The 19604-nt window shown below is 63.6% G+C and carries 25 protein-coding genes; 5 read left to right on the top strand and 20 right to left on the bottom strand.

Translation table 11 applies throughout. The annotated features are described in order from the left end of the window. Positions 1-158: 158 nt before the first annotated feature. The 3 genes from DBIPINDM_RS18575 to DBIPINDM_RS18565 all read right to left on the bottom strand — a co-directional run bounded on the left by DBIPINDM_RS18575 (position 159) and on the right by DBIPINDM_RS18565 (position 1426). Positions 159-686 (bottom strand): hypothetical protein, encoded by a 528-nt coding sequence (locus tag DBIPINDM_RS18575; protein ID WP_258588599.1) that lies wholly within the window; start codon positions 684-686, stop codon positions 159-161. A 159-nt stretch (positions 687-845) separates the two neighbouring features. Then, positions 846-1202, bottom strand: coding sequence for a YciI family protein (locus tag DBIPINDM_RS18570; protein ID WP_258588598.1), 357 nt, complete (start codon positions 1200-1202; stop codon positions 846-848). Continuing rightward, the gene (locus DBIPINDM_RS18565) at positions 1199-1426 is read right to left on the bottom strand and encodes a hypothetical protein (RefSeq protein ID WP_258588597.1); all 228 of its coding nucleotides are present in this window, start codon (positions 1424-1426) and stop codon (positions 1199-1201) included. Before DBIPINDM_RS18565 ends, DBIPINDM_RS18570 begins: the two co-directional genes overlap by 4 nt. A 293-nt stretch (positions 1427-1719) precedes the next feature. Between DBIPINDM_RS18565 and DBIPINDM_RS18560 the strand changes: the two genes are divergently transcribed. Continuing rightward, entirely contained in the window at positions 1720-2145 is a 426-nt protein-coding gene (locus DBIPINDM_RS18560) for an OsmC family protein (protein ID WP_069090493.1), read from the top strand. Positions 2146-2325: 180 nt separating this feature from the next. Here DBIPINDM_RS18560 and DBIPINDM_RS18555 read toward each other — a convergent pair whose 3' ends face one another. Then, positions 2326-3297, bottom strand: a complete 972-nt coding sequence (locus DBIPINDM_RS18555; protein WP_258588596.1) for a helix-turn-helix transcriptional regulator — start codon at positions 3295-3297, stop codon at positions 2326-2328. Between the two features lie 173 nt (positions 3298-3470). Here DBIPINDM_RS18555 and DBIPINDM_RS18550 point away from each other — a divergent pair, with 173 nt between their 5' ends. Genes DBIPINDM_RS18550 through DBIPINDM_RS18540 form a run of 3 tightly spaced genes read left to right on the top strand, consistent with a single transcriptional unit; the run spans position 3471 to position 4515 of the window. Next, positions 3471-3623 (top strand): hypothetical protein, encoded by a 153-nt coding sequence (locus tag DBIPINDM_RS18550; protein ID WP_258588595.1) that lies wholly within the window; start codon positions 3471-3473, stop codon positions 3621-3623. Then, positions 3620-3985: a hypothetical protein gene (locus DBIPINDM_RS18545; protein WP_258588594.1), complete on the top strand. Its 366-nt coding sequence runs from the start codon at positions 3620-3622 to the stop codon at positions 3983-3985. The genes DBIPINDM_RS18550 and DBIPINDM_RS18545 overlap by 4 nt, the downstream gene beginning before the upstream one ends. Further along, positions 3979-4515, top strand: coding sequence for a hypothetical protein (locus DBIPINDM_RS18540; RefSeq protein WP_258588593.1), 537 nt, complete (start codon positions 3979-3981; stop codon positions 4513-4515). The genes DBIPINDM_RS18545 and DBIPINDM_RS18540 overlap by 7 nt, the downstream gene beginning before the upstream one ends. Positions 4516-4572: 57 nt before the next feature. On the opposite strand, the gene DBIPINDM_RS18535 is transcribed toward DBIPINDM_RS18540, so the two are convergent. The 8 genes from DBIPINDM_RS18535 to DBIPINDM_RS18500 all read right to left on the bottom strand — a co-directional run bounded on the left by DBIPINDM_RS18535 (position 4573) and on the right by DBIPINDM_RS18500 (position 10583). Beyond that, positions 4573-5202, bottom strand: coding sequence for a YceH family protein (locus DBIPINDM_RS18535; RefSeq protein WP_258588592.1), 630 nt, complete (start codon positions 5200-5202; stop codon positions 4573-4575). Further along, complete coding sequence (locus DBIPINDM_RS18530; RefSeq protein ID WP_258588591.1) at positions 5199-6005, bottom strand: DNA polymerase beta superfamily protein; 807 nt, start codon at positions 6003-6005, stop codon at positions 5199-5201. The genes DBIPINDM_RS18535 and DBIPINDM_RS18530 overlap by 4 nt, the downstream gene beginning before the upstream one ends. A 16-nt stretch (positions 6006-6021) precedes the next feature. Beyond that, positions 6022-6801, bottom strand: a complete 780-nt coding sequence (locus tag DBIPINDM_RS18525; RefSeq protein ID WP_010912301.1) for a succinate dehydrogenase iron-sulfur subunit — start codon at positions 6799-6801, stop codon at positions 6022-6024. Next, positions 6801-7238: a DUF3052 family protein gene (locus DBIPINDM_RS18520; protein WP_258588590.1), complete on the bottom strand. Its 438-nt coding sequence runs from the start codon at positions 7236-7238 to the stop codon at positions 6801-6803. Before DBIPINDM_RS18520 ends, DBIPINDM_RS18525 begins: the two co-directional genes overlap by 1 nt. 2 nt (positions 7239-7240) lie before the next feature. Beyond that, positions 7241-9076, bottom strand: coding sequence for a succinate dehydrogenase flavoprotein subunit (gene sdhA / locus DBIPINDM_RS18515; RefSeq protein WP_258588589.1), 1836 nt, complete (start codon positions 9074-9076; stop codon positions 7241-7243). Position 9077: 1 nt separating this feature from the next. Further along, entirely contained in the window at positions 9078-9476 is a 399-nt protein-coding gene (gene sdhD, locus DBIPINDM_RS18510) for a succinate dehydrogenase, hydrophobic membrane anchor protein (RefSeq protein WP_258588588.1), read from the bottom strand. A 2-nt stretch (positions 9477-9478) separates the two neighbouring features. After that, a complete protein-coding gene (gene sdhC / locus DBIPINDM_RS18505) occupies positions 9479-9898 on the bottom strand; it encodes a succinate dehydrogenase, cytochrome b556 subunit (RefSeq protein ID WP_258588587.1) in 420 nt (139 codons plus the stop codon). Positions 9899-10157: 259 nt separating this feature from the next. After that, positions 10158-10583, bottom strand: coding sequence for a hypothetical protein (locus DBIPINDM_RS18500; protein ID WP_258588586.1), 426 nt, complete (start codon positions 10581-10583; stop codon positions 10158-10160). A 256-nt stretch (positions 10584-10839) separates the two neighbouring features. On the opposite strand from DBIPINDM_RS18500, the gene DBIPINDM_RS18495 reads away from it, so the two are divergent. Further along, on the top strand, positions 10840-11202 hold the full coding sequence (locus DBIPINDM_RS18495) for a hypothetical protein (protein WP_258588585.1): 363 nt from the start codon (positions 10840-10842) through the stop codon (positions 11200-11202). A 40-nt stretch (positions 11203-11242) separates the two neighbouring features. Here the strand turns inward: DBIPINDM_RS18495 and DBIPINDM_RS18490 are convergent, their stop codons facing one another. The 8 genes from DBIPINDM_RS18490 to DBIPINDM_RS18455 form a co-directional block, all read right to left on the bottom strand. Next, a complete protein-coding gene (locus tag DBIPINDM_RS18490) occupies positions 11243-12454 on the bottom strand; it encodes a sensor domain-containing diguanylate cyclase (RefSeq protein WP_258588584.1) in 1212 nt (403 codons plus the stop codon). A 76-nt stretch (positions 12455-12530) separates the two neighbouring features. Then, positions 12531-13727 carry a GGDEF domain-containing protein gene (locus DBIPINDM_RS18485; RefSeq protein WP_258588583.1) on the bottom strand — a complete coding sequence of 399 codons (1197 nt, stop codon included), beginning with the start codon at positions 13725-13727 and terminating at the stop codon, positions 12531-12533. 159 nt (positions 13728-13886) lie between these two features. Then, entirely contained in the window at positions 13887-15296 is a 1410-nt protein-coding gene (leuC, locus tag DBIPINDM_RS18480) for a 3-isopropylmalate dehydratase large subunit (RefSeq protein WP_258588582.1), read from the bottom strand. A gap of 494 nt (positions 15297-15790) precedes the next feature. Further along, positions 15791-16426 carry a class I SAM-dependent DNA methyltransferase gene (locus DBIPINDM_RS18475; RefSeq protein WP_258588581.1) on the bottom strand — a complete coding sequence of 212 codons (636 nt, stop codon included), beginning with the start codon at positions 16424-16426 and terminating at the stop codon, positions 15791-15793. 54 nt (positions 16427-16480) lie between these two features. Next, positions 16481-17290 carry an amino acid ABC transporter permease gene (locus DBIPINDM_RS18470; RefSeq protein ID WP_258588580.1) on the bottom strand — a complete coding sequence of 270 codons (810 nt, stop codon included), beginning with the start codon at positions 17288-17290 and terminating at the stop codon, positions 16481-16483. Positions 17291-17580: 290 nt separating this feature from the next. Continuing rightward, the gene (locus DBIPINDM_RS18465) at positions 17581-18378 is read right to left on the bottom strand and encodes a basic amino acid ABC transporter substrate-binding protein (protein ID WP_258588579.1); all 798 of its coding nucleotides are present in this window, start codon (positions 18376-18378) and stop codon (positions 17581-17583) included. Positions 18379-18542: 164 nt separating this feature from the next. Then, positions 18543-19079: a MarR family winged helix-turn-helix transcriptional regulator gene (locus tag DBIPINDM_RS18460; RefSeq protein ID WP_258588578.1), complete on the bottom strand. Its 537-nt coding sequence runs from the start codon at positions 19077-19079 to the stop codon at positions 18543-18545. Further along, complete coding sequence (locus tag DBIPINDM_RS18455; RefSeq protein WP_258588577.1) at positions 19076-19489, bottom strand: organic hydroperoxide resistance protein; 414 nt, start codon at positions 19487-19489, stop codon at positions 19076-19078. The genes DBIPINDM_RS18460 and DBIPINDM_RS18455 overlap by 4 nt, the downstream gene beginning before the upstream one ends. Positions 19490-19604: the final 115 nt, after the last annotated feature.

The raw sequence follows: 19604 nt of genomic DNA, 5'->3' as shown, positions 1-19604 counted from the left end.
CAGAATTCTGCACCGTGGTGACGCTTCCGAGTCCCGGCATGGATCCTATGGTCTACGCCGCGTCGCTTCGCTCCTTGCTCCGCCATAGGATGACGACGCAAAGGGTGTTTCGCGCCAATCGCCGAGGCCGGCGATCTGTCAGTGTGGCACCAGGAAACTCAATTCACTTCAAAACCCAGCTTCTGCCGCAGCCGCAACATGCGCTGGTCGGCGATCTCAAGGCGCTTCTCGCCGCCCTGGGCGGCGCGGTTGACCATCTGCAGCAGGTCGTTTCGCTCGGCCACGTCGAGACGCTCGCGCAGAAACGGCGCCAGCTTGTCGATGACGACCGTGGTGTCGTCGATCTGTGACGCCGCCCATTTGGCGTAGATCACCGCCTCGTCGGTCTTCTTCTTGTCGGCGATCTCGGAAATGACAGCGCGGATGACGGCCTCGCGCTGCGGCAGAACGGGCCCATTCTCGGAAACGATCGATGTGATCAGGGTCGCGGCGGCCACCACCGGATCGTCGATCGCCGTCAGCGGCGACAGGGCAGCCTGCTTGCGCAGCTTCTTGCGCCTGATGTTGCCTTGCACGCGTCCAACGACATCGGCGACCTCGCGCGCGGCATCGTTCATGGCCTTCATCCGGTACCACCAGAACGCCGCCGCTCCGAGCACGCCAAGGACAGCAATCAGGAAAGGCATGTCGAAATCCCCCAAAGTCAGACCGACGATAGGAGAACTGTCGCGTTGCTTCAACACGCAAGAGTTGCTTCTGGCCAAGAAAATTCAATTTGCGGCTAGTGAAGCTTAGGCGATTAAACAAGCCGATTTTGCAGCCCCAGCCGTCAAGCCAAGCGCTGCCTATGACCCCGGTATGTCGTAGATCGCCCGGACCTCGATCGTGCCGAGTTCGGCCAGCGGAATGCGGGCGGCGATGTCCAGCGCTTCGTCGAGCGTGTCGGCTTCGACCATGACGAAGCCAAGCAACTGCTCCTTGGTTTCGGCGAAGGGGCCGTCGATGACAAGGCGCTTGCCCTCGCGCCGTCGCACCGACTTCGACGTCCTCACCGATTGCAGCGCCTGCGCGATGATCAGCTTGCCCTCCTGGTCCAAGACCCTGTTATAGGCCAGCGAATCGGCGTCGAGCTTGGCCCCCCTCTCGGCGGTGAGCGCGTAAAGGTCTTTCTCCTCGCCATAGACCAGGCAGACATATTTCATTGCGACCTCCCATACTGCGATGAACCATAGGATGCGGCGACGAGCGTGTCAGCCTTGCCGTCGACCGCGGCCGCATGGTCGAGAAGGCATGCCGCGACCCCGATGATGGCGACCGCCGCCAGCAGCCTGCCGAGGATGGGCGCCGGCGCATCCAGCCAGAAATCTTCCTGTCGCCCGGCCTTATGGCCTGGACTCTTCCACAGCGCGAAAAACAGATTGTCCATGTGAACCTCCATCCGGCCACAAATCCCATGGCCGCCCGCAGGACGGCCGGGCCGGATGGAAGTCGACATTTTTGCGCGAATATTTTTTCTGGACAGCCAGAATATTTTTTCCGGTGGCCCCGAATATTTTTCCGGAAGGAATGATCCGTCATCGTGCCGTGGTCGAAACAGCGCAGTGGTCTTCGCGCCCGCCCGCGCTATAGTTGATCGGACGCCGAGGCTCACCCAGGCCAAGTTCACGACAACCCCAAGTTCACGACAACCAAAAGTTCACGACAACCAAGGAGGACTTCATGGACCGCACCGCAACCGCCGTCTGGAAAGGCAATCTGAAAGAAGGCAAAGGCACGCTCGACAGCCAGAGCGGAACCTTGAAGGGCACGCCCTATTCGTTCAAGGCACGCTTCGAGGATGAAAGCGGCAAATCCGGCACCAATCCGGAAGAGCTGATCGCGGCCGCGCATGCCGGCTGCTACGCCATGCAGCTTTCGCACTTCCTGGCCGAGAACGGCACGCCCGCGGCCGAACTCGACGCCAAGGCCGTGGTGACACTAGTTCCAGGCACCGGCATCACCGGCAGCGCCATCACGCTGGTCGGCAAGGTGCCCGGTATCGATGCGGCGAAATTCAAGGAATTGGCCGAGAAGGCCAAGGCCGAATGCCCCGTCTCCAAGGCGCTCGGCGCGATAAAAGTGTCGCTCGACGCCAAGCTTGGCTGAGCGGGACGACCGTCATTGCGAGCGCCAGCCTGCAGGCTGGCGTTTTGCATGCTAGATCAGGATGAAGTTCGGTTGAATCATCATCCTGATCTAACTCTTTGTTGGTGCATGATCTCTGGACAAACGGAAACCATTTGTCCGAGAAAACCGGTTCCCACTTTTCGGGATCATGCTCTGGGCTCAGCCTTCCGACGCGGCCGCCCGCACGTCCGACGGCGTTGCGTCGTAGCGCCGCCGGAATGCCCGGTTGAAATAGGACGAGTCGTTGAAGCCGGCCTCGAAGGCGATCGCCGTGATGCTGCGGCCTGAGTGGCGTGGATCCGAAAGCATGCGGTGCGCGCGCAACAGGCGCTGGCCGAGCATGAAATCCGACAGCGACGTGCCCTCGCCCTCGAACAGCTTTCTGATGTAACGGGCCGAGAGACGGTGACGACGGGCGATATCTTCGGCCGACAGGTCGCCATGCCCACCATGGGCTATGATATCGGCCTTGATGGCACGCAGCCGCGCCACGCGCACGCCGCGTCCGCGCGCGATTTCCGCCGCGTCCCGGGTCGCACCCATAGCCAGCGCCACGAGATCGAACATATGCGCCGTCGCCAGATGCCAGGTCTCCGGGGTCAGCACGTCGCCGGCATCCTGGAGCGACTGGACATAGTCGAGCAGCAGCCGCATCGCCCCGCTGCCGGTCGGCAGCGGCTGCATCAAGGCCCGCGCCGGATCGCCGATCAGCGGTGAAAGGAGCTTCAGCGAGAAGCTCATATTGACGAAGCGAAGGCCGCCAGGCTGGATGACGTTGAGACCGACCTCTTCGCCGCTCATCATCAAGGCCTGGCCATTGCCGACCGCCTCCTCGCGGCCGCGATGCTTCATGACGCTCGCCCCGCCGAGCGCCGCCAGCAGGATGAGATCGTCGCTTTCGATCAGCGATGTCGAGTGATGGACGCGGAATTCCGAACAGGTGCCGGTGGCGATACCGAGACCCGGCAGGGCGCGTACCTTCATGTCGACCTGGGTCGGACCGAGCGGATCGAGGTCGACCTTGAGCACCGTGCGGCCATAGACCTCGCGCATGACCTCGACACGATCCCGCTCCGGAACCATGTCCGTCATCAGTCGAAACGAGGCGGTCGGTCCCATCGTCGCCGTCATCGGCACCCCCATGCCAGAGCGCGCATATGCGCCGTGGCCCCGAAAACGTCAATACAGGGCCGTTTGGGCCGTTTTTAGGGCCGTTGCGTCCAAGCTGGCCTCTCTCGGCGGACCTAGTTTGCGGCGCGCTTCCGATCCGGAGGCGCGAACCGAAACAACCACAAGGGGGTTCGATGTATCATTTGCAACTGTTCAAGACCCTGTCGGGTCTCGCATCGGCGGGCTTCAATCCACGCGTCTATCTGCTGTCCATCGCTCTCGGCAGAACCGTCGTCGACCATCGCGACCTGAAGCTGCCGCCGCGCAGCGGGGAGCGTCAGTCATGAGGCCGGCAACGGGCGCGCGCAACATACTTCTCCTGGCACCGGTCCTGTGCCTCGGCCCGTCCGGCTGCGTCGGCCTCAATCCGGTCTCGGCGGTCGTCGGCATGGCCGGCATGGCGGCGGCCAATTCCATCGGCATGGCCCAGTCAGGTGTCATCAGCCCGCAGGAGCAGGCGAAATATGCCTCGATGTCCTGTGCGGACCTGCGCCAGCTGACCGCGAACTATCAGGCCGCCCAAGGTGCCGGTCCGGCGCCGAAGAAATATGGCGGCATGGCGCCCGCCGGCAAGATGGCGATCGCCAACCAGGTCATATCCACGCGGCTCGGCTATCTGAAACAGCTTGTCGCGAGCAAGGGATGTTGAGGGACTCGTCACACGCCTGCCGGGCAGCACTTGTCGGCCTTGCCGGCTGGCTCATGCTTGGTGCCGGCACTGCCTATGGGCAAGGAAAGGGACCGGCAACACGCTCCCGCCTTGGCGCGATGCCGGTGGCACTGGTCGGCAAATGGGGCTTTGCCGTCGCCAACGGCAATTACTGCGACACGTCAAGCCATTGCGAACCGGGCAGCGGCGGCAGCATCTCTTTCACCTTCGGTGCCGACGGACACACTTATTTCGCCCTGTTCCAGTCGTCGCTGGTCGACGGCTGCGGCCAGATCCGGTCGCTGACGCTGAAGACCGGCAAGACGCTGGTGCGCGGTTCGACCCTGGTCTTCACGCCGACGGCCGGAACCTACAAATCCGTCAATGGCTGCCGGCCCGATTTGACAGGCCTGTGGAAATTCAAGCCCGGCGATTTGAAGCCGGTTTCACTGCGATGGCAGTTGGAGGCTGGACAGTTGCGGCTGATCGACCCCAACGGGGAGGCGAGCGGCGTTTATGACAGGAGGTGAGGCGGCTTGGCTGCCTCCCCGCTCAGCGCCTCGATACGGGCGCGCAGTGTCGCGACCTCAACCGCCCAGCGCATCAAGCCGGGCGCGTAGTGCCGCGACTTCCTGCTCCAGCGCTTCCAATCTCGCTTCCAGGTCGGAGTGAGGCATGGCCGGCGCACTGCGCTGGGCCGAAAGGGCTGCAACATCCACCGGGCCAGCGAGGAGATGCACGTAGCGGTCCTCGCGCTGGCCTGGCCCGCGCGGGATTTCCTGGATCAGCGGCGGCCGGCGGCCGATAAGCATGTCGAGTTCAGCGCGCAGGTCTTCGATCGACGAAAACCGCGCCATGCGCTCGGCTCGCGCCAGGAGCTCATGCGCCGTCTGCGGCCCGCGCAGCAAGAGCAGGCCGAGCAAGGCGGTCTGCGGCGTGGTCAGCGAGAAGCGCTGCGCCATCTGATGTTCGTAGCGCTCGACGCGCGAGCCGAACATCTGCCGCACCAGCCCTTTCTGCTCGAGCAGCTTCAGCGCCCGGTGCACCTCCGTCTGCTCCAGCGCCATCACCGGCTCGCGCGCCGTCTTCTGGTTGGCGGCGGCAAGGGCTGCGTTGAGCGTCAGCGGGTAGACATCAGGCGTCAGCTCCTTCTTCTCGATCAGGCAGCCAAGCACGCGGGCTTCGACGGGGGAGAGGATGGGAAGGTCTTCGCTCATGAAAGTTGTTCAGCCTCCCGGCGGTAAAACGCGGTTGCAAGGGCATGTTTGCGCGCCTGGCGGGCCTCATCCCTGACCGTGGCGGCAAGGTTCATTTCGTGGTGACCATAGCGCGCTTCGAGATAGCGCGCGATTGCGGTCGGGATGAGACCAGACCCCATCTCCCGCGTCTGGCTTTTCCGCTCTATCAGGCGGCGGATTTCCTCTGCCGCCGGCACAGGCACGTCCGTCTGGCCGAGACACTCGCCAAGGTTCATTGGCGGCAGGCCGGCAAAGCCGCGCTGCTCCATCCAGTCGAGAGCCACCAGCGGACGGATCAGGTAAAACAGCTTCTTCAGCTTCACCTCGCCGGAAAAACTGCCGATCTTGGCGACATGCGAGCGCGCCAGGCCGAGATAGTGGTGCGCTACCTTTGCCGGATCGACGATCTCGGCCAGCAGATCGAGAAGGCGCGCGCGAAATCCCGCGACTTGCTCATAGACGATAGGCGACTTTGTCCACTCGACGATGACCGCATTGCCGCCGAGCGCCAGAAGCAAGGCCTTGCGCAGATCCCAGCCGCCGGCATCGATCTCGTCTTCGATCGGGAACTCGATCACGTCGCGCGGCTGTTGCAGGACAAGGTGATCCGACACGGGCCTGATATAGACAAAGCGGCAGTCATAGTCGCTGTCGGGTGACGGAAAGCCCCAGGCGCGACTGCCGCTTTCAATGGCGAACAGGATTTTTACGCCCTGGCTTCGTACCAGATCGAGGCGCGCGCGGAGTGCCGCGACGGCATCCGGCGAAAAGTCCGCAGGCAACGGCTCCATGCAGGGCCTAAACCCGCCGCTCCACCATCATCTTCTTGATCTCCGCGATCGCCTTAGCCGGGTTCAGCCCCTTCGGGCAGGTCTGCGCGCAGTTCATGATGGTGTGGCAGCGGTAGAGCCGGAACGGGTCTTCGAGATTGTCGAGCCGCTCGCCCTTGGCCTCGTCGCGGCTGTCGATCAGCCAACGATAGGCCTGCAAGAGGGTCGCGGGGCCGAGATAGCGGTCGCCATTCCACCAGTAGCTCGGGCACGAGGTCGAGCAGCAGGCGCATAATATGCACTCGTAGAGACCGTCGAGCTTCTCGCGGTCCTCATGGCTCTGCAGCCATTCCTTGGCCGGCTGCGGCGACACCGTCTTCAGCCAGGGCTCAATCGAGGCATGCTGGGCGTAGAAGTTGGTGAGGTCGGGCACCAGGTCCTTGACCACCTGCATATGCGGCAGCGGGTAGACTTTGACGGCGCCGGAAATGTCGTCGCAGCCCTTGGTGCAGGCCAGCGTGTTCGAGCCGTCGATGTTCATGGCGCAGGAGCCGCAAATGCCTTCACGGCAGGAGCGGCGCAAGGTCAGCGTCGGGTCGATCTTGTTCTTGATCCACAGCAGCGCGTCGAGCACCATCGGCCCGCAATCATCCATGTCGACGAAATAGGTGTCGATGCGCGGATTCTCGTCATCGTCCGGCGACCACCGGTAGATGCGGTATTCCCGCAGATTCGTGGCACCTTCCGGCTTCGGCCAGGTCTTGCCCTGCTGGATTTTCGAATTCTTGGGGAGCGTCAGTTCGACCATTACCTCAGGTCCTTTCGGATGACGAGCTTCAGCCCGGACCAGATTTCATTGACGGCGACGACCTTGACGTCGACAAGATCGAGCTTCAGCGCTTCAGTGCGGACGACACCCTCGGTGACGTCGGTCGGCACTTTCGATGCCTTCTTCGGCCAGGACACCCAGACCATGCCGTCGCGCTTGATCGCCGCCTCGACATCGCCAAGGCGATCCTCGATCTCGGCGCGCTGCCGGGTGAAGGCATGGACGGCGTCGTATCTTTGATGGCTGCCCGAAATCTCGGACCAATCGGCCAGCCGATCGACTTCGGCAAAAACCACGGCGTCCGTCAGGTCGTCGAGCTCCGGCGGCAGCGCGATGAACGCCGCGACCATTCCGTCCTTCAGGCCGAGCTTGGCCGGAAGGGGCGTACAGGAATAGCCTGAGCCCGCCAGCGCCATTGTCAGTACACCCTGGCCTTGGGTGCGATCTTGGCGAGGCTGATGCCGCCGTCCTTTTCCGCCAGCAGCGGCTCGGTGTGCACCGGCCGGTAGCTGAGCGTCACCTTGCCGTCCTCGCTCAGCCTGGCCAGCGTGTGCTTGCGCCAGGTGGCGTCGTCGCGCGACGCAAAATCTTCCCGCGCATGCGCGCCACGGCTCTCCTTGCGCGCCTCGGCGCTGTAGACGGTGGTGATGGCGTTGGCCATCAGGTTTTCCAGCTCCAGCGTCTCGACCAGGTCGGAGTTCCAGATCATCGAGCGGTCGAAGACTTTGATGTCCTTGAGCTCGCCCCAGATCTGCGAAATGCGCTTGCAGCCGTTTTCCAGCGATTCCTGCGTGCGGAACACGGCAGCGTCTTCCTGCATCGCCTTCTGCATCTTCTCGCGCAGCACCGCAGTCGGCGTCGAGCCATTGGCGTGGCGCAGCCCGTCGAAGCGATCCATGATCTTCTCGACCGAGGCTTCGTTGGGTGAAGGGATCGCCGCCTTGCGGTCGATGACCTGGCCGGCACGGATCGCGGCGGCGCGGCCGAACACGACCAGATCGATCAGCGAGTTCGAGCCCAGCCGGTTGGCGCCGTGCACCGAGGCGCAGCCCGCTTCACCCACCGCCATCAGTCCGGGCGACACCTTGTCGGGGCTGCGCGTGGTCGGGTTCAGCACCTCGCCCCAGTAATTGGTCGGCACACCGCCCATATTGTAGTGCACCGTCGGCAGCACCGGGATCGGCTCCTTGGTCAGGTCGACGCCGGCGAAGATCTTGGCCGATTCCGAAATGCCGGGAAGCCGCTCGTGCAGCACGGCCGGATCGAGGTGGTCGAGATGCAGGAAGATGTGGTCCTTCTTCTTGCCGACACCGCGGCCCTCGCGGATCTCCAGCGTCATGCAACGCGAGACGACGTCGCGCGAGGCAAGGTCCTTGGCCGACGGCGCATAGCGCTCCATGAAGCGCTCGCCTTCGGAATTGACGAGATAGCCGCCCTCGCCGCGCGCGCCTTCGGTGATCAGGCAGCCGGCGCCATAGATGCCGGTCGGGTGGAACTGCACGAACTCCATGTCCTGCAGCGGGAAGCCGGCTCTGGCGGCCATGCCGCCGCCGTCGCCGGTGCAGGTGTGTGCGGAGGTCGCCGAGAAATAGGCGCGGCCATAGCCGCCGGTCGCCAGCACCACCATCTTGGCCGAAAAGCGGTGGATGGTGCCGTCATCGAGATTCCAGGCGACGACGCCGGTGCAGGTGCCGTCCGGCTCCATGATCAGGTCGAGCGCGAAATACTCGATGAAGAACTGCGCGTTGTTCTTCAGCGACTGGCCATAGAGCGTGTGCAGAATGGCGTGGCCGGTACGGTCGGCGGCGGCGCAGGTGCGCTGCACCGGCGGGCCTTCGCCGTAATTCATCATGTGGCCGCCGAACGGCCGCTGGTAGATCTTGCCTTCTTCGGTGCGCGAGAACGGCACGCCATAGTGCTCGAGCTCGTAGACCGCCGCCGGCGCCTCCCGCACCAGATATTCCATGGCGTCGACATCGCCCAGCCAGTCCGAGCCCTTGACGGTGTCGTACATGTGCCACTGCCAGGAATCCGGCCCCATATTGGACAGCGAGGCGGCGATGCCGCCTTGCGCCGCCACCGTGTGCGAGCGCGTCGGGAACACTTTTGTGATGCAGGCGGTACGCAGGCCCTGCTCGGCCATGCCGAGCGTGGCGCGCAGGCCGGCACCGCCGGCGCCGACGACCACCACGTCGAATTTGTGGTCGACAAAGCTATAGCCTGCTTTGTTGGCTGATTTCGCGTCCTTGGCCAACTCAGCCTCCGAATGCCAGCTTGAGCAGGGCGAAGATCGAGGCGACGCCAACCGCTATGGTGAAAAATGTGTTGAGCGCGATCGTCGCCAGCTTCAGGCCTTCGCCGGTTATATAGTCCTCGATGATCACCTGCATGCCGAGCCGCATATGGATAAGCCCGGAGATGAGCACCAGGGCCAGCACCAGCGCCACGAACGGATTGGCGAGTGCCGCGCGCACCTCCGCGTAGCCGGCGCCGTTGAGCGCGATCAGGAACCCGACGAAGAACAGCGTCAGCGGGATGTTGGCGAGCGCCGTCAGCCGCTGGCGCCAGAAATGCTGTGTACCCTCATGGGACGAGCCGAGACCGCGGACCTTCGCCAACGGCGTGCGCATGTCGGTATTGTTCTTGCCGCTCATGATCAGGCTCCCCGCGCCATATAGCCGGCGGCCCAGATCAGCAGCGTGAGCAGGATCGAACCGGCCAGCGTCGCCCAGGCGATCTTCGATGCCGTGTGCTTCTCCAGCCCCGCGCCCGTATCCCAGACCAGGTGGCGCACGCCGCCCAGCATGTGATGCATCAGCGCCCAGGTGTAACCGAACAGGATGAGCCGGCCGAGCCAGGTGCCGAAAGCCCAGTTGACCCAGTCGAAGGTCGCCTGCGAGCTTGCCGCCGCCATCAGCCAGACGGCGACCAGCAGCGTGCCGAAATAAAGCGCCCCGCCGGTGATGCGATGGATGATCGACATCGTCATCGTGATCGGCGGCCGGTAGATCGTCAGGTGCGGCGAGAGCGGCCGTTCACGTCTGGCGAATTCGCGGGTGGCTGGTGATTTGCTCATGGCTCCCCCAGGTTCGGCGTCTCTGGAGCCTCAGGTGGAAATGCGGCATTGCCGCTTCCGGTTGCGACTTCGGACAGCCGGTTTCTAATGCTCTTTTTGCACCGCGTCAAAGCCAGAAAATCGTTTTGGAAACGTCATTTAGTCTGACAAAAAGGCAGGTTCGGGCTTCAATCGATTAGGGGCTGATGGCCCGCAGCCGGCTCTATATCGCTGCAGTGCAGCATATCTGGTCCAGAGCTCGGCTGTGTTAAGATTCGAACTATCGCTTGCAGGTCTGCGGCGTCGAGCCCCTCTTCATCACCAGCGCCTCACGCCCGTCGATCACGATTGCGTTATGCGTGGCGGCCTCCTGGTAGCGGCTGGACTGGTTGGCGGGCGACGCCACGAACTCTTCGGTCGCGCCACCCGGCTCGATCACACGCAACGACGAGCCGAGATTCTGAATGGTGATCGCGCTGCCATTGCCGCATCCATAGGTTGCTGTACCCACAGTGGATCGCGGCGCGGTGAGATCGGTGGTGATCTTGGTTGCGGATGCCGGGGGCGCCGCGGCGGCGATGGACTGCTGAGCCGGCGCAACCGAGACGGTATTGGCCGCCTTCGGCGCGCCATTCTGCGGCACACACGCAGCAACGATAACGAGCAACGGGAAAACGGACACCCAAACCGCCCGGCGTAACGCCATATGCTGTCCTCCCATGCGACAAGCTAGCCGCGATGCTTTGCCAAGATCAAGGGCGCCCACCGCTGTCGCATTCGGAGCCGGTCGCGATGGTGCGGCCAAGCATGGCCGAATGATGGCCGTCGGGTTTTCCCTCCAGTCGGAAATTAACCATGTTTGGCGAGACATCGCCGCGCAACGCGCCAGCCTCTTAACAAAGGTTAAGAAAAGGTTAATTTCCGATTCGAGGAGGCTTTCCTCTAACCATCAGGAGGACGCCATGCGTTCCAACTCCGGCAGATCGCGCCTCTCGGCGCTCATTGTGGCAGCCTCGGTCGCCGGCCTGGCTGCACCCGCACTTGCCGGGGGCCGTCATCAGGATCGCGTCTACGCCGATTCCTTCGGCAATCTCGTCATCGACAGCGCCGCCGGCTACAAGCGCATCATCGTCGGCCAAGGCAAGCTGGCCAAGCAGCTGTCCGACTACACCAGCGCCGGCCAGCCCAAGGTGATCTACCAGAACGAATCCGACGAGATATCAGGCTACAGCGATTGCTACCGGCCGCCAGTCTTCGTCAAAGGCCGCAGCTATATGTACGGGCTTTCCGACGGCGAGATGCCCGAACTCAGCCCTTGCCGCTAGAGCATGATCCCGAAAAGTGAGAACCGGCCTTCGGAGAAGATCATCCTGATCTAGAGCTCATGACGATCGCGTTGGACGACCACTCGCCTCCTGGCCCGGCTGAAACACGTACGCAGTCGCGCCCGGCATTCTTCGCCAGGTAAAGCGCCTCGTCCGCGCGCCGCATGAGATCGGCGATGGTTTCGCTGGCATGAAGTTCGGCGACACCGAAACTCGCCGTGCAGCGGTTATCCGCCGGCAGCCCGTCTATGGGCAGCGTGCCGAACGCGCTGCGCGTGCCCTCGGCGAACAGCCGGGCGGCGGCAAGGTTGGTCCCCGGCAGGATGATGGCGAATTCCTCGCCGCCGATGCGGCCGGCGACATGGTGTCCGGCGGCGGCCTCGCGCAGGAAACCGGCGAAGGTCTCGATCACCCGGTCGCCGGAGGCATGGCCGAAATTGTCGTTGATGCCTTTGAAATGATCGAGATCGGCGATGACGAGCGTGACCGGAACGCCTTGCCGCACGGCGCCAAGCATGGCCTGCTCCGCCTGACGCGTGAAGGCACCGCGATTGAGCAGTCCCGACAGCGTATCGGTCTCCGACCTCGACGTCACTTCAGCCAGCACCTCAAGAACCAGAATGGCCAGTATCAGCAGCGCCAGCGCCAGGGCAAAGACAGTGCCGAGCGATTGCGACACCAGCGCGTAGTTGCTTTGCAGATAGGCCTGCGGATTGGCGCCCCAGCCACCGAGCGCATGCGCTATGAACGGCTTTGAGGCGAACTGCACACCGCTGGCGGCGAGCACGGCCATCAGGATGCGATCGAGCCGGCCTCGCCTTTGCCTGGACGACCAGACGATGGCCAGGCCGACGAATTGCATGACGGCATAGGGAAGCTGGTAGGCCATCATGCGGGCCAGCGACTGGCGCGGCAGGTCCTGTACGAAATAGACGGCGATGGTGGTGGCGACCAGGAAGAACAGCATCGGCGGCCATGGCGGCGCCACGCCGTATTTACGAGCCAGTCCGGCATTGAAGGCCATGGTGGCACCGAGGAAGACCGCGAAAGCGGTGACCACCGGGATCCGGGCATCGGTAAAGGCGGGAATGCTGAATTCGATCGCCGAATAGGCCATGCCCAGGACATAGCCAAAGGCAAACCAGCGCGCCGAGGCGCGGCCGACATCATGGAACGCGACCGCCATGAAGGATGCCGCCAGCAGGCCGGCAACCGACAGATTGATCAACAGGATGAAGTTCGCGCCGCTCATCTCTTTCGCACCCCGTGCCCACAGCTAAACATCGACGGGCGAAAAAGACGTTAACGTGAGGCTGGGACGTGCGGCGTCAGCCGGTCCTGGACGGCTCCGCCGCGAACACCATTTCGGGCCGTTCGTAAGACAGGCGCACGCTGTCGCGGCCGTTTTTCTTGGCCTTGTAAAGCGCCTCGTCGGCACGGCGCATCAAGGGTTCCAGCGCTTCGTCACCGCTGCGGGCCGCCACGCCGAAACTGGCGGTGACCTTGGTGGCGGCGGGAAGCCCGTCGACGCCGCCGGCCGAGTAGAGCGTGCGCACGGCTTCTGCGAACAATCGCGCGGCGGCGAGATCGCTCAACGGCAGGAGCACGGCGAACTCCTCGCCGCCGATGCGCCCGGCAGCCCCCCGCGCGCCTGTAGCCGCGCGCAGCTTGGCGGCGAAATCGGCGATCACGCGATCGCCGGCGGCGTGCCCGTGCACATCGTTGAGCGCCTTGAAATGATCGAGGTCGGCCAGCACCAGCGCCACCGGGAACCTGGCCACCGCGCAGTGTTGCAGGAGCTGGGCCCCGCGCTCCTCGAACCCGCGCCGGTTGAGCAGGCCCGACAGCGGATCGGTGTGTGTCTCGGCCTTCAATGCCTTCATGACGTCGAGGGCCGCAGCGCTGAACAGGCAAAGCGCGATGAGCAGCGACAGCAGCGCATGCGACAGCAACGCCGTCGTCCAGTAGGAGGAGCCGTAGAACCCGTCATAGCTGGTGAACGGCCCGTGCGCGATGACGACGACAAGGGTGCGCACGAAGAAGTTGAGGCCCGACAGCAGCGACAGCACGAACAGGATTTTCTCGGTCGGCCCGTTGTTGCGCACCGGCCGCAATTCGGCCCCGACCAGAAGGCTGAGACCGCCAAAGGCGAAATTCATCGCCAGGATACGCCAGGTGAGATCCGGCGCGACGAACAGGAACCAGCACAGCGACGCCAGGCCACCACCGGCCAGCACGCCGATCCCGACATAGGGCACCTTGCGGCCGTAGCGGGCGACGATGGCGCCCGACAGGCAACAGCCGGCGACGGTGAAGCAGATGTTGGACACCAGCTTGGTCAGCGCCATGCCGACGGGCAAGGTGAAATACTGGAACAGGAAGCCGGGTGCCGAAACACAGTAGCTGAGCGCCAGCACGGCCAGATAGGGCCGGTGGCGCTGATAGGTCCATAGCACGAAGAAAGCCGCGCCGAGAGCCAGCGCGATCGTCGGATTGAGCAGCGCTATGAACAGGCCGGTGTCCAAAGGACCGTGACTTCCCCTCGCTTGACGTCAGGGAAGACCGTAGAGCGCAGGCGCAAACAAGCGGTTAAGCCCGAGCGAATATATGGGCGGCGCGAATGAAAAAAGACCCCGGAGCGCTGGGCGATCCGGGGTCTGGCAATCAAACCGTGTAACCGGACGTTATTTCCAGTCGCGGATGTCGACGAAGTGGCCGGCGATCGCCGCCGCCGCCGCCATCGCCGGCGACACCAGATGGGTGCGGCCCTTGAAGCCTTGCCTGCCCTCGAAGTTGCGGTTCGAGGTCGAGGCGCAGCGTTCATGCGGCTTCAGCCGGTCGTCGTTCATGGCCAGGCACATCGAGCAGCCCGGCTCGCGCCAGTCGAAACCGGCGGCGAGGAAGATCTTGTCCAGGCCCTCGGCTTCCGCCTGTTCCTTGACCAGGCCGGAGCCCGGCACGATCATGGCGTTGACGCGCGGATTGACGGTCTTGCCCTCGATCACCTTGGCGGCGGCGCGCAGATCCTCGATGCGGCCATTGGTGCAGGAGCCGATGAAGACGCGGTCGAGCGCGATGTCGGTGATCTTGGTCCCTGGCGTCAGGCCCATATAGTCGAGCGCGCGCTGCTTGGAGGTGCGCTTGTTCTCGTCGGTGATGTCGTCCGGGTTCGGCACGATGCCTTGCACGGAGACGACATCTTCCGGCGAAGAGCCCCAGGAGACGATCGGCGGCAGCTTGGCCGCGTCGAGCACGATCACCTTGTCGAAATGCGCGCCTTCGTCCGACTGCAGCGTCTTCCAGTAGGCGAGCGCGGCATCCCAGGCCGCGCCCTTCGGCGCACGCGGCTTGTCCTTAACATAGGCGAAGGTCGTCTCGTCGGCCGCGATCAGGCCGGCGCGCGCGCCGCCCTCGATCGACATGTTGCAGATCGTCATGCGGCCTTCCATCGACAGCGCACGGATCGCCTCGCCGGCATATTCGATGACATAGCCGGTGCCGCCGGCGGTGCCGATCTCGCCGATGATGGCGAGGATGATGTCCTTGGCGGTGACGCCTTCCGGCAACTGGCCATCGACGCGCACCAGCATGTTCTTGGCCTTGCGCTGGATCAGGGTTTGCGTTGCGAGCACATGCTCGACCTCCGACGTGCCGATGCCATGCGCCAATGCTCCAAAAGCACCGTGGGTCGAGGTGTGGCTGTCGCCGCAGACGATGGTCATGCCGGGCAAGGTAAAGCCCTGCTCCGGGCCGATGATGTGGACGATGCCCTGGCGGATATCGTTTTCGGAATAATATTCGACGCCGAAATCCTTGGCGTTCTTGGCCAGCGCCTCGACCTGGATGCGGCTTTCCTCGTTCTTGATGCCGAACTTGCGCTCGGGCGAGGTCGAGACATTGTGATCGACCACGGCCAGCGTCTTTTCCGGATGCCGGACTTTGCGGCCGCTCAGGCGCAGACCTTCGAAGGCCTGCGGGCTGGTCACTTCATGGACGAGGTGGCGGTCGATGTAGAGCAGGCAGGTGCCGTCGTCCTGGCGGTCGACGACATGGTCGTCGAAAATCTTGTCGTAGAGGGTGCGCGGTGCGCTCATGTGCGTAAATCCGTCGATATGAGAATGGGAAAGAGCAGAAGCCGGCAATCTCGGGCCGGCGCAACGACCTGGACAGGTCGGCCTAGCTAAGTCGGCTGGTCAGTGCACCGCTGACGCGCGCGGAAAAGCGCGACGGCAGGCGTTTTCTGTCCTGCAGCACGAAACCCTTGTAAGCCGGATCGCCAAAAAGCTCTTCCATGGCGTGGCTCATACCAATGTTTTGGCTTTTCGGCAATTGCGGCGTGGACTGGCCGGACTTGGGTTCCTCGCCCCACGAAGTGGGGAGAGGTGGCCCGGCGAAGCCGGGACGGAGAGGGGCCTGCGCGGCGTCTGGAATTTGTTGCCTCCCGATAGCTTCGATCCTGGCCCGTCTCGCGCTTCGTCTTTCACCGGGTTCTGGCTTCGCGTAGGTCGTCCCCCTCTCCGTCCCGGTTTCGCCGGGCCACCTCTCCCCCGCTTCACGGGGGCGAGGAACCAGCGCCAAGCTTACCGGCTCAAACCACCTCGAACACAAAAGTCTTCACCAGTGCATCCGGCTCGGCGATGGCGTAGCAGCGGAACCACGGGCTTTGCTCGACGAGCCGCCATTTGCCCGCCTGCTCCAGCTCATCGAACACGCCCTGAAAACCGCCACTCTCGAAGACCTGGTCGCGCACGGTGAAGATGGCGTGGCCGCCTTTCCCGGTGATGCGCACCAGTTCGTGCAGGCCCGACGCCGGCGCATGGCTGATGGTGAAGACGCCGGTCGAGAAGAAGGCGCGGAAATACCCGTCCGGCCAGGGCAGCGGTCCGCCCAGCATCGCCTTTTTCAGCTCGCCATAGGCATTTCGGCTGCCGGCGATCTTCAACATGTCGTCCGACAGGTCGAGCCCGGCAATATCGCCGTAGCCCAGCGCCTTCAGTGACGGCCCCGACAGGCCGGTGCCGCAGCCGGCGTCGAGCAGCGGCCCTTCACCCGCCGGCACATGGCGGGCCACCCAGGCGGTGATCAGGAACGGCAAGAGATAACCGAGCGAGGCGGTTTCGCTGTCATAGGTCGCGGCCCAGGCGGCATAGGCCTGCGCCAAAGTTTCCGGCGTGTCGGCGCCATAGACGGAATCCAGCGCCGCATTGGCCTTGTCGACGATCATGAGACCTCCTCACCGAGATATGCCGGGGATCGTAGCGCCGTCTTCGCCGGAAAACTATTCCTGATGCTGGTTTCGCAACCGCCGTTCCAGCGCCCTGAGCGCCAGCGACAGGCTGACGGTCAGGATGAGATAGATATAGGCTGTTATCGAATAGGTCTCGAAGAAGCGGAACGAGCCGGCGGCATAGACCTTGCCCATCTGCGTGATGTCGGCGACGCCGAGCACCGAGACCAGCGAGGAATCCTTGACCAGGGCGACGAAATCATTGCCGAGCGGCGGCAATATGGTGCGGATCGCCTGCGGAAACACGATCAGCCGGAAGCGTTGCGCACGGCTCAGCCCAAGCGCCTTGGCCGCCTCGATCTGGCCCTTCTCGACCGCCTGGATGCCGGCGCGGAAAACCTCGGAGATGAAGGCGGAGTAGCCAATGGTCAGCGCCATGATGGCGCGCCACAGCAGCGACACGTCGCGCACCAGAAGCTCACCCAGATAGCCCGCACTTTGCAGCGGCGCGGTCAGCGCATTCCAGGCCGCGACGAAGGCAGGCGCGCCGGCAAAGGCGATCCAGAACAGCAGCACCAGGATTGGCACGCCACGGATGATCTCGACATAGAAGCGGGCGATCTGCCGCAGCCAGGGCGAGCCAGACAGGCCCATCAGCGCAATGCCGAGACCGATGATCGACGCCAGCGCGAAAGCCACCACGGTGACGAAGACGGTGACGCCGATGCCCTTGGCGACCGTGGCGAAGACCTGGGCATAGAGGTCGCTGGCCGCGATCGACAGTGCCGCGACCAGCGCCAGCGCGGCGGCAACGGCAAGCCACCAGGGGAATTCGGCTTTGGTGGAGGAGGCGGGCGGCATCAATTCCCAACGCCAGTGGACAGCTGCCCTCGCAAGAATTGCCAATCTCCCCCCTTGCGGGGGAGATGTCCGGCAGGACAGAGGGGGGTGCTGTCCCTCCAGCCTGTCAACCGATCACAGCCGCGGCCCGGTTTCTCCTTGGAAAAGCTTGGAATCGAAATGTCGCGATCCTTCACACCCCCCTCTGGCCTGCCGGCCATCTCCCCCGCAAGGGGGGAGATCGGCAGCTTTGCCAACCGCGCCCGTTCATTGGCGTTCGCGATTGGCGGAGGTCGTAGCGACAACAGGGCTCACTGCCCCATCTTGTAATCAAGAAACCACTTCTTGTTCAGCGCATCCAGCGTCCCATCCGCCTTCAGCGCCGCGATAGCCGCGTTGACCGGCTTCACCAGGTCCGACCCTTTCGGGAAGATGAACCCGAAATCCTCGGTGCCGAGCGGGCCGCCGATCAGCTTCAGCTTGCCCTCTGAAGCATCGACATAGCCCTTGCCGGCGGTGCCGTCTGTCAGCACGACATCGACGTCGCCCGACTTCAATGCCTGCACCGTGGCGCCGAAGGTCTCGAACAGTTTGATGCGCGGATTCTGCTCATTGCTGTCGAGCACACTGTAGACGGCGGTGTAGAACGGCGTCGTGCCGGGCTGCGCGCCGATCAGCCCGTCCTTGAAGGCAGCGAAGGTCTTGGCGTCGGTGAAGCGGCTTTCATCGCCGCGCACCAGCATGAACTGCTCCGAGCGCATATAGGGGTCGGAGAAATCGACTTTCTCCTTGCGGTCGTCCTTGATGGTGATGCCGGTCATGCCGATGTTGTACTGGTTGTCGGAAACCGCCTGGATCATCGCATCCCAGGAGGTGTTCTGGTACTCGACCTTGAAATTCAGCCGCTTGGCAATCTCGTTCATTGCGTCATATTCCCAGCCGATCTGTTTTCCCGTCTTGGGATCGATGAACTGCAGCGGCGGATAGGCGTTTTCGGTCACCACCACGACCTTCTTGCCGCCGAGATCGGGCAGCGCCTGCGCGAAGGCGGCAACGGGCGCAAGCACGAGGGCCAGCAGACCGGCCAGCAGCAGTTTCGACTTGGTCATGACACACTCCCGAAAATTGAAAGCGCCCGGATATCGGCGGGCCTACAGGAAAATCCGGCGCCGACTTTAGCTTTCCGCATGCGTCATGCAAGACGGTCCGCTGCGTCAGTGCGCGCGAAAAGGGATTCGGATGCCCTCAATTCAGGGATTTCGGGATGATCTGGTTATCTTGAGCCAGAACCCAACGCTTCAGCATCCGCCGACGCGTCTTCCGTTACGGCGTTGCGCAGACCTGCAACAAGATGAGTGAGCGTTGCGTGCAGCGCTTTCGCTTCACCAGGCTCCAGCGGCACGCTGCAGGCAAGGGCCGATGACACATCCTTGACGCGCGCGCGCAACGCCTGGCCCTTGGCCGTCGGCTCGACCAGCACGCGGCGCTCGTCGGCGGCATCGCGGCGGCGGGTGACGAGGCCGCCTGCCTCCATCCGCTTCAGCAACGGAGTCAGCGTCGCGGAATCCAGGCCGAGCGCCTCGCCAAGCGCGCCCACCGTGCTCGGCGTGTGCTCCCATAGTGCCAGCATGGCCAGATATTGGGGATAGGTCAGGCCGAGCGGATCGAGCAACGGCCGATAGAGCTTCGTCATCAGCCCGCTCGCCGAATAGAGCGCGAAGCAGAGCTGCTGATCGAGTCGCGGAACCCTGATCGTCCCGGCGGTCTCTGCCGGGACGTCGCTGGCGCTCTTTGTGGTCTTTCCCGTCATGCCGCCTTTACCGAAAGCGCTACGTCGACATTGCCCCTGATGGCGTTGGAATAGGGACAGATCTTGTGTGCCTCCGATACAAGCGCTTCCGCGGCCGCCTGATCAAGGCCTTTCGTTTCCGCCGCGAGCGCGACGCCGAGCTTGAAGCCCTCGCCATTGGGAAGCAGGCTGACGGTCGAGGTTATCGAGGCATCCGTGAGCGGCAGCTTCTGTTTGCGTGCGATGAAGCGGATGGCGCTCTCGAAGCAGGCGGCGTAGCCGATGGCGAAAAGCTGCTCGGGATTGGTGGCGCCCCCCGGCCCGCCGAGTTCCTTGGGCATCGCCAGATCGACCTTGAGCAGACCGTCGCTGGTCTCGCCATGGCCGGCGCGGCCGCCGGTGACGTGAGCCTGTGTGGTGTAGAGTGCCATATCAAATCTCCAGTTATCTTGTGCACGATTATTTAGTACACAATATAATACGACGTCAACCGCCCGATCCTGTTTCCGGGGCTGAAAGCGTTCACAGTCTGGTGAAACGAAAAAA

Origin of the sequence: Mesorhizobium sp. AR02 (assembly GCF_024746835.1) — a bacterium.
Lineage (GTDB): Bacteria > Pseudomonadota > Alphaproteobacteria > Rhizobiales > Rhizobiaceae > Mesorhizobium.
This window is presented reverse-complemented; position numbering and strand designations above follow the sequence as displayed.